Source organism: Microbacterium sp. zg-B185, assembly GCF_030246885.1.
In the GTDB taxonomy this organism is placed as follows: Bacteria; Actinomycetota; Actinomycetes; order Actinomycetales; family Microbacteriaceae; genus Microbacterium.
This window is the reverse complement of sequence record NZ_CP126739.1, coordinates 2,143,145-2,155,946: the sequence shown is the minus strand read 5'-3', so window position 1 is coordinate 2,155,946 and position 12,802 is coordinate 2,143,145. Positions and strand designations below refer to the sequence as shown.

General features: G+C 70.0%; 11 protein-coding genes. 6 read left to right on the top strand and 5 right to left on the bottom strand.

The window, feature by feature from the left end:
* Window positions 1-26: 26 nt before the first annotated feature.
* Together QNO12_RS10385 and QNO12_RS10380 are read right to left on the bottom strand one after the other, a co-directional pair.
* Window positions 27-761 (bottom strand): response regulator transcription factor, encoded by a 735-nt coding sequence (locus QNO12_RS10385; RefSeq protein ID WP_257502327.1) that lies wholly within the window; start codon window positions 759-761, stop codon window positions 27-29.
* Window positions 762-838: 77 nt separating this feature from the next.
* A complete protein-coding gene (locus QNO12_RS10380) occupies window positions 839-1,828 on the bottom strand; it encodes an SDR family oxidoreductase (RefSeq protein ID WP_257502328.1) in 990 nt (329 codons plus the stop codon).
* A gap of 43 nt (window positions 1,829-1,871) precedes the next feature.
* On the opposite strand from QNO12_RS10380, the gene QNO12_RS10375 reads away from it, so the two are divergent.
* On the top strand, window positions 1,872-2,882 hold the full coding sequence (locus QNO12_RS10375) for a magnesium and cobalt transport protein CorA (protein ID WP_257502329.1): 1,011 nt from the start codon (window positions 1,872-1,874) through the stop codon (window positions 2,880-2,882).
* Between the two features lie 52 nt (window positions 2,883-2,934).
* Complete coding sequence (locus QNO12_RS10370; protein WP_257502330.1) at window positions 2,935-4,260, top strand: FAD-binding oxidoreductase; 1,326 nt, start codon at window positions 2,935-2,937, stop codon at window positions 4,258-4,260.
* A gap of 17 nt (window positions 4,261-4,277) precedes the next feature.
* On the opposite strand, the gene gnd is transcribed toward QNO12_RS10370, so the two are convergent.
* Window positions 4,278-5,753 (bottom strand): NADP-dependent phosphogluconate dehydrogenase, encoded by a 1,476-nt coding sequence (gene gnd, locus QNO12_RS10365; RefSeq protein ID WP_374113552.1) that lies wholly within the window; start codon window positions 5,751-5,753, stop codon window positions 4,278-4,280.
* A gap of 363 nt (window positions 5,754-6,116) precedes the next feature.
* Here gnd and QNO12_RS10360 point away from each other — a divergent pair, with 363 nt between their 5' ends.
* Window positions 6,117-6,629, top strand: a complete 513-nt coding sequence (locus tag QNO12_RS10360; protein WP_257502332.1) for a gluconokinase — start codon at window positions 6,117-6,119, stop codon at window positions 6,627-6,629.
* Here the strand turns inward: QNO12_RS10360 and QNO12_RS10355 are convergent.
* Entirely contained in the window at window positions 6,614-6,739 is a 126-nt protein-coding gene (locus QNO12_RS10355; protein WP_257502333.1) for a hypothetical protein, read from the bottom strand. The genes QNO12_RS10360 and QNO12_RS10355 overlap by 16 nt on opposite strands.
* Before the next feature lie 244 nt (window positions 6,740-6,983).
* On the opposite strand from QNO12_RS10355, the gene QNO12_RS10350 reads away from it, so the two are divergent.
* Window positions 6,984-7,634, top strand: coding sequence for a 50S ribosomal protein L25/general stress protein Ctc (locus QNO12_RS10350; protein ID WP_257502334.1), 651 nt, complete (start codon window positions 6,984-6,986; stop codon window positions 7,632-7,634).
* A 102-nt stretch (window positions 7,635-7,736) separates the two neighbouring features.
* Window positions 7,737-8,321 (top strand): aminoacyl-tRNA hydrolase, encoded by a 585-nt coding sequence (pth, locus tag QNO12_RS10345; RefSeq protein ID WP_257502335.1) that lies wholly within the window; start codon window positions 7,737-7,739, stop codon window positions 8,319-8,321.
* 13 nt (window positions 8,322-8,334) lie between these two features.
* On the opposite strand, the gene QNO12_RS10340 is transcribed toward pth, so the two are convergent.
* The gene (locus QNO12_RS10340; protein WP_257502336.1) at window positions 8,335-8,934 is read right to left on the bottom strand and encodes a DUF3824 domain-containing protein; all 600 of its coding nucleotides are present in this window, start codon (window positions 8,932-8,934) and stop codon (window positions 8,335-8,337) included.
* Between the two features lie 158 nt (window positions 8,935-9,092).
* On the opposite strand from QNO12_RS10340, the gene mfd reads away from it, so the two are divergent.
* Window positions 9,093-12,752 (top strand): transcription-repair coupling factor, encoded by a 3,660-nt coding sequence (gene mfd / locus QNO12_RS10335; RefSeq protein ID WP_257502337.1) that lies wholly within the window; start codon window positions 9,093-9,095, stop codon window positions 12,750-12,752.
* The last annotated feature ends 50 nt before the right edge of the window (window positions 12,753-12,802 follow it).

Genomic DNA, 12,802 nt, shown 5'->3' with positions numbered 1-12,802 from the left:
TACCGGACCCGTGGCGGGGGCTGCGGTCACTGCGGGGCCTTGATCATGTACCCGACGCCGCGAACGGTGTGGATCAGCGGTTCGCGACCCTGGTCGATCTTCTTCCGCAGGTACGAGATGTACAGCTCCACGACGCTGGAGCGTCCGCCGAAGTCGTAGTGCCAGACGCGGTCGAGGATCTGCGCCTTCGACACGACGCGACGCTGGTTGCGCATGAGGAAGCGCAGCAGCTCGAATTCGGTGGCGGTCAGTTCGATCTGGTCGCCGCCGCGCTCGACCTCGTGGCTGTCCTCGTTCAGGGTGAGGTCGCCGACGCGCAGGATCGGCTCGGCGTCGGCGGACTGGGCGGTGCCGGCACGACGCATCAGCCCGCGCAGACGCGCCACGACCTCTTCGAGGCTGAACGGCTTGGTGACGTAGTCATCCCCGCCGGCCGTGAGCCCCGCGACACGGTCGGCCACGGCGTCCTTGGCGGTGAGGAAGAGCACGGGCACGTCGTTGCCCGAATGGCGCAGGCGCTGCAGCACGGCCATCCCGTCGAGGTCGGGCATCATGACGTCCAGGACCATCGCATCCGGCTGGAAGTCGCGCGCGGCCTGAAGCGCCTCGAATCCGGAGCCGGCGGTGCGGACCTCCCAGCCCTCCATGCGCAGCGCCATGGACAGCAGATCGGTGAGCATCTGCTCGTCATCCACGACGAGCACGCGCAGGGCGGTGCCGTCCGGGCGGCGGAGTGCGGGGGCGAGAGCTGTGGCGGCCATGAGGCCATTGTGCTCGCTCACCTATGCAGTTCCTGTGGAGCCAGCTATGCAGTGGCTGTGAGATCCGGCCGGAGGGGTCAGGAGCGGGCGTAGGCGGCCAATCCGTCGAAAACGGCGTCCCGCTCCGCGTCCACGGCCTGTTCCGCGGGGTGCGCGTCGAAATGGGCGAGAATGCGGCGCGCACCCTCGTCGAACGTGATGGTGGTGCGGAACTCGGGGACCAGCGCGGTGACCTTGCCGATGTCGAAGAGCATCGAATGCGACTTGTCTCCGAGCAGGCCCGGCCCGAGCTCCGCAGAGCGGGCGGCGATCGCCTCCGAAGCGACGTGCACGAAGTCCGGGTCCGGCACGCCGGCGGCATCCGCCAGCCATCGGTAGATCTGGTTCCAGGTGGGCGCGTGAGTGCCGGTGATGGTGAAGGCCTCGCCGATCGCGGCCGGGTTGGCGAGCAGGCCGGTGAAGCCCACCGCGAAGTCGTCGCTGTGGGTGAGCGTCCACAGGCTGGTCCCGTCGCCGTGGATCACCACGGGCTTACCCCGGCGCATGCGGGAGATGTCCGTCCAGCCGCCCATCGTGGGCAGCAGCCGCTCGTCGTACGTGTGCGACGGACGCACGATGGTCACCGGGAATCCGCGATCGCGGTATGCCTCGACGAGAAGATCCTCGCAGGCGATCTTGTCGCGGGAGTACTGCCAGAACGGGTTGCGCAGCGGCGTGGACTCGGTGACGGGAAGCCGTTGCGGCGGCTTCTGATAGGCGGATGCCGAACTGATGAACACGTACTGACCGCAGTGCCCCTCGAATCCGGCCAGATCGGACTGCACGTGCTGCGGTGTGAAGGCGAGGAACTGGGCGATCACATCGAACCGGTCCTGGCCGACCGCGCGCTGCACCGCATCGGCATCGCGGATGTCTGCGACCAGTTCCCGCACGCCGTCGGGCACGGGTCTGCGCCCAGAGCCCCGATTCAGCACCGTGACGTCGTGGCCGAGGAGCAGGGAGCGGCGGACGCAGGCCGAGCTGATCGTGCCGGTGCCGCCGAGGAAAAGGATGCGGGTGGCTGCCATGCACTGACCCTAGCGGCCGGCTCCGGCGCTTAAGGTGGCACGCATGGCTCTGATCGATTCCGCGGTGTATGTCGGCAGTACACGCATCGGCGAAGGCGCCCCGCCCGCCGAGGCGATCCGGCAGGCACGCGCGGAGGGCGGCATGGTGTGGATCGGGCTGCGCTCACCGGATGCCGGCGAGCTGGGTGAGCTGCAGACGCTGCTGGATCTGCACCCGCTCGCCGTCAAGGACAGCCTGCGCGGGCACCAGCGTGCGAAGTTCGAACGATTCGGCCGCATGTCGTTCCTCGTGGTGCAGCCGGCCGCGTACGTCGATGAGACCGAGACCGTCGAGTTCGCGGAGGTCGACTTCTTCGTCGGGGACGACTTCATCGTCACGGTGCAGGATGACGACATCGACGTCCGAGGTGTGCGGGCGGAGCTCGAAGAGCATCCGACGATCCTCGCGAAGGGCACGTACGGCATCGTGTGGGCGCTGCTGAGCCGGGTCCTGGACGCGTACGGACCGGTCGTTGACGGCGTGGAGAACGACATCGACGAGATCGAGCAGGAGCTGTTCTCCCAGGTGCCGGACGTGTCCCGGCGCATCTTCGGACTCCAGCGGGAGGTGATCGACCTGCAGCACGCCACCTCGCCGCTACTGGACATCTTCGAGCGGTTGCAAGTGCTGTTCGCCGACGAGGCGGACGGACGCGACGCGCCCGCATTCCGGGAGCTCGGCGATCGGGCCGGGCACATCGTCGACCGCGTCGATGCTTTCCGGCACACCCTCGACAATGCCCTCACCATCCACACCAGCCTGGTGGAGCAGCAGAACAACGAGGCGATGCGGCGCATGACCGAGGCCGGGCTGCAGCAGAACGAACAGGTCAAGAAGGTCTCCGGCTGGGCAGCGATCCTGTTCGCTCCGACTCTGGTCGGCACCATCTACGGCATGAACTTCGACAACATGCCGGAGCTGCACTGGACCTTCGGCTATCCGCTGGCTCTGCTGGCGATGCTGTGCACCAGCGTGACGCTGTACGCGATCTTCAAGCGCCGCGGCTGGCTCTAGCCGTCGACACGGGTCTCGACCCGTGTCGGGCCCCTCCGGTATCGTCTGTGCGATGCGAATCGATGGGCTGATTTCTGAACTGCCCGGACGCGCTCTGGCTCCGGGGGATGACGGTTGGGAGGCGGCGCGGCACTTCCATTCCGGCGTCGGCCAGCCGGATGTGATCGTGCGCGCCGCCTCGGTCGACGACGTGGCGGCGGCGGTGCGCTGGGCCTCAGCGGAGGGCGTCCCGATCGCGGTGCGCGGCGGCGGTCACAGCGCCTGGGGCGCACTCCCCGGCGGGTTGACCCTGGACCTCGCCGCGCTGAGCGAGGTGGAGGTGGACGGCACGCTCGTGCGGGTGGGCGGCGGCGCGGTCTGGGGGCACGTCGCCGGAGTGCTCGCCCAGCACGGGCTCGGTCTCAGCTCGGGCGACACCGCTTCGGTCGGTGTCGGCGGCCTCACCCTCGGCGGAGGCATCGGCTGGATGGTGCGGTCGTGGGGCCTGGCCGCGGACCAGCTTGTCGGGGTCCAGATCGTCAGCGCAGCGGGTGCGCTGATCGAGGCGACCGATGCCTCGCATCCCGAGCTGATGTGGGCGCTGCGGGGTGGGGGAGGCAACTTCGGCGTTGTCACGCGCTTCGACTTCCGCGCGCACGAACTGCCCGCGGTCGTGTTCGCCACGCTGGCCGTGACCGGTCCGGCCGAGCCCATGCTGCGTGCCCTGCGGGAGGTCATGAAGCGGGCCCCACGGGAGCTGACGGTCACGTACATGGACGTCCCGCCGATGGATCCGAACGCTGCAGCCGGCGCGAGCGTTTCGGCATGCTGGGCGGGCGCTGACGAAGCCGCCGCCCGCGCCGCGCTCGCGCCGCTTCTCGCTCTGGACGGCGTGGAAGCGGTCGAATTCGGGGCGCGCTCCTATCCGGGCATCCTGATCGAGGCGCCGCCGGCAGAGGCCGATCAGCCGATGCCCGGCCTGATCGGAGGCAACACGCTCCTGCGTGAACTGAGCGAGGACGCCATCGGGCGGCTTGCGTCCTTCCGAGCGGCGAACCCGGCGTCGGTGCTGCTGCTGCGTTCGCTGGGCGGCGCGTATGGCGATGTCCCACAGGAGGCGACTGCGTTCCCGGCCCGCGACGCCACGTGGTTCGCCATGGCGATGGCCTTCGACATCCCCGGGATGCTCGATGACGCCGGGCGCTCGCGGATCGCTGCGGACTGGGACGCCATCGAGGCGCTCGGCGACGGGTTCTACGGCAACTTCACGATGTCCACCGAGCCCGGCCTGGTCTCGCACATGTTCTCAGCCGACACGATGGCGCGCCTTGCCGCGGTGAAGCGCGAGTGGGACCCCGCGAACGTGTTCCGCCGGAACCACAACATCAGACCGGACTGAGCGGGCGCCGCCGAACGTCAGTGCGTGTCCTCGGCCTCGATCTCGCTGCGGTCGCCGGACCAGAGCGTGTGGAAGGTGCCGGGCTTGTCGATGCGCTTGTAGGTGTGCGCCCCGAAGAAGTCGCGCTGGCCCTGGATCAAGGCCGCCGGCAGGCGCTTCGCGCGCAGCCCGTCGTAGTACGACAGCGAGGAGGAGAACGCGGGGGCGGGGATGCCGGCCGCCGCCGCGGTCGCGACGATCCGGCGCCACGAGTCCTGTGCACGCGTGAGGGCGTCCACGAAGTACGGTGCGGTGAGCAGAACCGGCAGGTCGGGCGTCTGCGCGTACGCGTCGGCGATGCGGTTGAGGAACTGCGCGCGGATGATGCAGCCGCCGCGCCAGATCTTCGAGATGGCCCCCAGGTCGATCGCCCAGTCGTACTCCGCCGCGCCGGCGCGAATCTCGTCGAAACCCTGAGAGTAGGCGACGAACTTGGACGCGTACAGGGCCAGGCGCACGTCCTCGATGAACGCGTCCTGGTCGGCGACGGACAGGGCCTCGGTCGGTCCGGGCAGGTCGGCGGACACGGCGCGCTGCTCGGGGTGGCTGGAGAGCGAACGGGCGAACACCGCTTCGGCGATTCCCGAGACCGGCACGCCGAGGTTCAGCGCGGTCTGCACCGTCCATGCCCCGGTGCCCTTGGCGCCGGCCTGGTCGAGGATGACATCGACCAGCGCCTGCCCGGTCTCCGCGTCGACCTGCCTGAGCACCTCGGCGGTGATCTCGATCAGGTACGACTCCAGTTCGCCCTCGTTCCACGCGGCGAACACCTCCGCGATCTGCGCCGGCGTCCGGCCGGTGCCGCGACGGATCAGATCGTATGCCTCGGCGATCAGCTGCATGTCCGCGTATTCGATGCCGTTGTGCACCATCTTCACGAAGTGGCCGGCGCCGTCGTGTCCGACGTGGGTCACGCACGGCTCGCCCTCGGCGATCGCGGCGATGGACTTCAGGATCGGACCCAGCGTCTGCCAGGACTCGTCCGAACCGCCGGGCATCAGCGACGGGCCCAGCAGCGCACCTTCCTCGCCGCCTGACACGCCCATGCCGACGAAGTTGATGCCGGTCTCGCGGACCGCCTTCTCGCGACGGATCGTGTCCGTGAACAGCGCGTTGCCACCGTCGACGATGATGTCGCCCGGTTCGAACACGCCCACCAGCGCGTCGATGACGGCATCCGTGGCGGCACCGGCCTTGACCATGATGATGGCCGTCCGCGGCTTCTGCAGCGACGCGGCGAACTCCTCGTAGTCGTAGGAGGGCACGAACCCGGCCTCCGGGTGCTCGGCGAGCAGCAGATCGGTCTTTCCGCGGCTGCGGTTGTGGATCGCCACGGTGTTGCCGATGCGGCTGGCGAGGTTGCGGGCGAGGTTCGAGCCCATCACCGCGAGACCGACCACACCGATGTTGGCGGGACCTACGCTCGGCACCCCGGGGCGCTGCGCGTCCCCAATCTCGAGTGGGACGTCCTCCGGCGCCGGTGCCGCGGTGTGCTGCGGCGCGGAGTCGGGGGCGTCCTCACGGTCGTGGGAAATGTTCGTCTCTGCCGACTTCTCGTTCGAGGACACGCCTACTCCTTAGGGGCCAGAGGTTTGTTGCGAAGGTGGGCAGCGGGCCACGCGCCCACCAGATCAGCATAGGGACGTCGGGCGCCCACGGGAGGTTCTCGCGCCGCCGCGACCACGCGGTCCCCGCGGCGGCAGCATCACCGCCGGATAGCATCGGAGGATGCCCGAACCGTGCCACCTCGCCCGTCTCGCGTCGGCGGTGCTCGCCGGAGCGGGCCGGCCGGCTGCCGATGCGATGAGGGAGCAGCGGTGATCCCGGAAACCCCGCTGGTCTGCGTCATGGGGGTATCGGCGGCCGGCAAGTCCACCGTCGGGGCGGCCCTCGCCCGGACGATGCGGGTCCCTTTCGTGGACGCGGACGACCTGCACTCGGACGCGAACCGGGCGAAGATGGCGGCGGGGATCCCGCTGGCCGACATCGACCGCCGGCCGTGGCTGGATGCCGTCGGCGAGCAGTTCGCCGGGCATCGGCGAACGGGTCTGGTGATGGCGTGCAGCGCGCTGCGCCGGGAGTACCGCGACCGGATCCGCGCGGTCGAGCCGACGGTGGTGTTCGTGCACCTCGACGGCTCCCGCGAGCTGCTGCGACAGCGCGCGGACGCGCGAGCCGATCACTTCATGCCGGCTGCCCTGCTGGAGTCGCAGTTCGCCACACTGGAGCCGCTGGCCCAGGACGAGACCGGCCTGCGCGCAGACGTGTCCGCACCGCCCGGGGACCTCGTCGCGGACATCGCGGCGCGGCTGCGTCAGTCCTTGCGGTAGCCGGCGCGCCCCAGCGACCAGAAGGCCAGGACGGTGCCGATCAGGCCCAGTCCGGCGATGGCGGCGACCGTGCCGACGAGGATCGAGGTGGCGAGCTGCGTGTCGAGCATGGATCCTCCGGGTGGCGAAATGGGGCGTCCTCATCGTAGCGGGGCCGCTGATAGACTGGGACCTTGAACTTCGGCGAGGGATGACTCGCGCCGGCCTGACCGGCCGGATGCGGCATCCGTGATCGACGCAGTGATGCAGGCTCACGGCTTTCCTCACGCGCTCGCGTTCGAGTCGAATGCAGACCCCCATACCCGGGCCAGTGGGCCCGACATCAGACCGGGCCGTGTGCCCGCAAGGAGAACCATGTCTACTGACACCAAAGAGATCGACTCCAAGGTTCACGCCGAGGTTCGCGAGAACTTCGGCAAGGGCTTCGCACGTCGCCTGCGCGCCGCCGGCAAGATCCCCGCCGTCATCTACGGGCACGGCACCACCCCGGTGCACGTCGCGCTTCCGGGCCACCAGGTCGCGTTGCTGATCCGTCGCGCCAACGCGTTGCTCGAGCTGGACGTCGAGGGCACGCAGCACCTCACGCTGGTCAAGGACGTGCAGAAGGACCCGGTGCACCAGATCATCGAGCACATCGACCTGCTGGTCGTGCGCAAGGGCGAGAAGATCCAGGTCGACGTGCCCATCTCGGTCATCGGCGAGTCCGCGCCCGGCACCATCGCGGCGCAGGACGCGAACACCGTGCTGCTGGAGGTGGAGGCCACCCACATCCCCGAGCGCATCGAGGTCGACGTCGAGGGCCTGGAGGAGGGCGTTCACATCACGGCGGCCGACCTGAAGCTTCCGAAGGGTGCATCGCTGGCGGTCGACCCCGAGACGCTGATCGTCGCGGTCTCGATCCCGTCGTCCACACTCGCCGCCGAGGACGAGATCGCCGAGGCGGACGCCGCCCTGGCCGCCGAGCAGTCCGAAGAGTCCGAAGAGTCCGGTTCGGCCTCCGAGTAGAACCGATTTCAGGAAGGGGGTGCGGATTCCGTGCCCCCTTTCCTGTTCTGGACGGAACTGACCGCCCGGCGCCGCCGGGCACTCACGCGGCAGGATGAGGTCATGGCAGACACGTGGCTGATCGTCGGTCTGGGCAACCCCGGACCGCGCTACGCGCCGACCCGGCACAACGTGGGGCAGATGGTCCTGGACAAGTTGGCCGCGCGTCGCGGCGAGAGCTTCCGCGTGCATAAGGCCAACGCACGCGTCGCCGAGACCTGGCTGCGCCCCGGCGGTGCGAAGCTCGTGCTGGCCAAGCCGAACACGTTCATGAACGTCTCCGGGGGACCGGTGGCGGGGCTCGCCCGGTTCTACGGTGTGGACCCCGAGCACGTCGTGGTCGTGCACGACGAGCTGGACATCCCGTTCGACGTGATCAAACTCAAGGTCGGTGGCGGACACGGCGGCCACAACGGCGTCCGCGACGTCGCCAAAGCACTCGACACCCCCGATTTCGCCCGCGTGCGCGTGGGCATCGGCCGCCCCGACGGCCGCCAGGATCCCGCGGAGTGGGTGCTGGACCCGTTCGGCGCCGCGGAGCGCAAGAACCTGCCGATCCTGCTGGCGGACGCCGCCGATGCCGTCGAGCAGCTGGTCGATGAGGGATTGCTGGCGGCGCAGCAGAAGCACCACGCGCCGCGCACGTAGCCCCGGGCCGGGGTCAGGACAGCGACGCGCCGGTGGCGAACCCCGCCGCGAGGAGGCCCTGGACGCCGATGCTGAACGCGACCGGGCCGATCGCGGCGATCACGATCGCGGCGATGGCCCATCCTCGTCCGCGGTTCTTGACGGTCGCGACGATGCCCTGCACGAGCGCCCAGATGCCCAGCACCGTGCCGGCCCAGAACGCGAGCTCGCCGATGAGCACCCATTCGCGCACCGGGGTGAGGATGGACCAGTCGAAGTCGATGTCACCGGGACTGAGCGCGAGGTCCCGGCCGGTGCCGAGCCCGATGTTGTAGGCCGCGACGGCGCCGAGCGCGGTCGCCCCCAGGGCCGCGGTCATGGCCAGCCAGAAGGCGACGGTGCCGAGCCAGCGGCGCCCTGCTAGGCGGCGGGGCGCGGGCGGCGCGTACGGGCCGTACCCCTGGAGCGGTGCGGCATAGCCGGGGGGTGGCGCGAAACCTTGCGGCGGCCCGGACACGTGCTCGGGGGCCGCATAGGGCGGGGTGTACGGGCCAGCCGTGGGCGGCAGCGACGGCGCACCGGGGTAGGACGGCGCGTGCGGGATCGGTCGGCTGGGCGTCGCAGGGTCGCTCACGGCACTCATCCTATGAGCCCCGCGCCTTCGATCCGGGCGCTGGCGCCGCCGGGCGGCCCTGTCGCGTCCGCGGGTCGGGGCGGGCCGGATGCCCGGGTCGGCCCGGTGGGCGGCCCCGCGGAAGGCACGGTGTCCGTCATCGGCCGTAGACTCGTCCGGTGACAGTTCCCGGGATCGTGCGCGCCCTCGAGCAGGCGGAGTCGTTCCGGGATGCGGTTGCCGCGGCATCCGTGGATGCCGACTTCTCGCTCGTCGAGGGGCTCGGCGCACCGCTGCTCGCGTCGCTGCTCGAGAAGCGGCGAGCGGGCGGCCGCGTCGGCGCCCTGTTCGTCGTCGCGCCCACCGGCCGCAGGGCGGAATCGCTCGGTCCCGCCCTGGAGGCGCTGCTTCCCGGTGCCGAAGTGCTGCACTTCCCGGCGTGGGAGACATTGCCGCACGAGCGACTGAGCCCCAGCCCGGAGACGGTCGGCCGGCGCCTGGATGTCCTGCGGCGGATCGCGCGCTGGGACGGGAAGACGCCGCTGGTGGTCACCTCGTCCGTGCGCGGGGCATTGCAGCCCCTCGCCGCCGGTCTGGCCGACGCCGGGGAGGTGCACCTGGCCGTCGGCGAGCGCGGGCACGACCTGACCGATGTCTCGGCGCGTCTGGTCGAGCTGGCCTATCACCGGGTGGACATGGTCTCGCGGCGCGGCGAGTTCGCGTTGCGCGGCGGCATCCTCGATGTGTTCCCTCCGATCGCCGACCACCCCTACCGGGTCGAGTTCTTCGGCGACGAGGTCGACCAGATCCGGGCGTTCTCGGTCGCCGACCAGCGTTCGCTGCCCGGGGATGTCCCGGCCGTCGAGCTGCCGGCCAGCCGCGAGCTTCTGCTGACCCAGGCTGTGCGCGATCGCGCCCGTCAGCTCCAAGACGGCTTCCCCGGCATCCGCGGAATGCTCGAGAAGATGGCGGAGGGGATTCCGGCCGAGGGCATGGAGTCGCTGATCCCCGCCCTCGTCGATGACATCGTCACGGTGGTGGACTATCTGCCGGAAGGATCGGCCATCGCCCTGGTGGACCCGGAGCGCTCGGTCACCCGGGCGGTCACGCTGCTGGAGACGAACCGTGAGTTCTTGGAAGCCGCCTGGAGCGCGGCCACGGCCGGCGCGGCCAGCCCTGTCGATATCGGGTCGGGGGACTTCGTCAGCCTGCCGGAGCTGCGCGCCGACGCCGGCCGGCACGGCATCGTCTGGTGGACGCTGAGCGCGTTCGACTCCGGTGCCGCGGATGCCTCGGACGAGGGACTTCTGGAATCCTCCGGCGTCGGTGCCGGGGCGGAGATCCGCGTACGGGGGGCGTCGGTGCCCTCATTCCAGGGCAACGTCGACGGCGCCACCGCACACGTCGGCGCGCTCCTGGCCGATGGCTGGCGGGTCGTGGTCACGGCATCCGGCGCCGGGCTGGTCGAGCGCGCGCGTGACGTGCTGGCCGAACGCGGGATCGCGGCCCGCCGCGTCGATGACGTCCTCGAGCCACCCGAGCCCGGCGTGGCGCACGTGGTGCTGTCCACCTTGGAGCGCGGGTTCGAGTCCGCCGATGCCAACCTCGCGGTGCTGACCGAGTCCGAGTTCTACGGGCGGACCATCGGCAGCGACCAGCGCCTGGTCAAGAAGCTGGCCTCGCGTCGTCGCAATGTGGTCGATCCGCTCCAGCTGAAGGCCGGTGACTACGTCGTGCACGTGACGCACGGCATCGGCCGATTCGTCGAGCTCACCCAGCGGGAGGTCTCCAGCGGCGGACGTAATCCGGTCAAGAGCGTGCGGGAGTATCTGGTGCTCGAGTACGCGCCGGCCAAGCGAGGCTACCCCGGCGACAAGCTGTTCGTGCCGACCGATCAGCTCGATCTGCTCTCCAAATACGTCGGCGGCGAGGCGCCCACCCTGTCGAAGATGGGCGGCAGCGACTGGTCCCAGGCGAAGGGCAAAGCACGCAGGGCGGTCCGTGACATCGCCGTCGAACTCGTCAAGCTCTACTCCGCGCGCATGGCCGCGAAGGGCTACGCATTCGGTCCGGACACGCCCTGGCAGCGCGAGCTCGAGGAGGCGTTCCCGTTCGCCGAGACACCCGATCAGCTGCAGACCATCGACGAGATCAAAGCGGACATGGAAAAGCCCATCCCGATGGACCGGCTGCTGTCCGGCGACGTCGGATTCGGCAAGACGGAGGTGGCGGTCCGCGCCGCCTTCAAGGCGATCCAGGACGGCAAGCAGGTCGCGATGCTGGTGCCCACGACGCTGCTGGTCAAGCAGCACATCGAGACCTTCACCGAGCGCTTCGCCGGGTTCCCGGTGCAGGTGCGCGCACTGTCCCGATTCCAGACCGACAAGGAAGCCCGTGCCACCCTCGCCGGCATCACCGACGGCACGGTGGACATGGTCATCGGAACGCACCGGATCCTCACCGAGGGCGTGATCTTCAAAGACCTCGGGCTGCTGATCATCGACGAGGAGCAGCGGTTCGGCGTCGAGCACAAGGACAAGCTGAAGAAGCTCAAGACCAACGTCGACATCCTCGCGATGAGCGCCACCCCCATCCCGCGCACGCTCGAGATGGCGGTGACCGGCATCCGCGAGATGTCGACCCTGCAGACCCCGCCCGAGGACCGGCATCCGATCCTGACGTACGTCGGGGCGCGCAACGACAAGCAGATCGCCGCCGCGATCCGCCGCGAGCTCCTCCGCGAGGGACAGATCTTCTACGTGCACAACCGGGTCTCCTCGATCCAGCGGGTCGCCGCCCACCTGGCCGAGCTCGTCCCCGAAGCTCGCATCGCGGTGGCGCACGGTCAGATGGGGGAGCACGCCCTCGAGCAGGTCGTGGACGATTTCTGGGAGAGACGCGCCGACGTCCTGGTGTCCACCACGATCATCGAGACCGGGCTGGACATCGCCAACGCCAACACGATCATCATCGACAGGGCCGACAAGTACGGTCTGTCCCAGCTGCACCAGCTGCGCGGACGGGTCGGCCGTGCCCGCGAGCGCGCCTACGCCTACTTCCTGTACGACGAGAACAAGCCGCTGTCCGAGACGGCGGCCGACCGGCTGGAGACCATCGCCGTCAACAACGACCTCGGCAGCGGGATGCAGGTCGCCCTGAAGGATCTCGAGCTGCGCGGCGCGGGCAACCTGCTCGGCGCCGAGCAGGCCGGGCACATCGCCGGCGTCGGCTTCGACCTGTACCTGCGGATGATCGGCGAGGCCGTGGCCACGTTCCGCGGCGAGGACACCGAGGGGCCAACCGAACTGCGCCTGGAGCTGCCCGTGCAGGCCCGTATCCCGGAGTCGTACATCGACAGCGAGCGACTGCGACTGGAGGCTTACCAGAAGCTGTCGGCCGCGGCATCCGCCACCGCCAAGGAAGATGCCCTCGACGAGGTCGTCGACGAGCTGCGCGATCGCTACGGTGAGCTGCCGGCCGAGGCCGAGGGCCTGCTCGCGGTGGCCCGACTGCGACGGCGCGCCGCCCAGTCCGGACTGGCGGACATCGTCGCCATGGGCCCGAACCTGCGGATCGCACCGGCGAACCTTCCCGATTCGATGCGCGTGCGCCTGCAACGGCTGTATCCCAGCTCGAAGGTCATGGCCGGTGGCGAGGCCATCGTCATCCCGATGCCGCGCGCCGGCGGCGAGCGGGTCTCGGATGCGGATCTGATCGCCTGGGTCCGCCAGCTGCTGGACCAGCTGTTCCCGCTGCCCGCGCCCGCGCCGACCGCTGAGAGGAGCGCCGAGGCGATCCGTGGCGCGACGGCGGCCGCGGACGCTCCGGCGGACGCCTGACGCACGGGCGGTACGAGGGTCGCGCTCGCGTCGGAGCGCCTTGGGCTGCA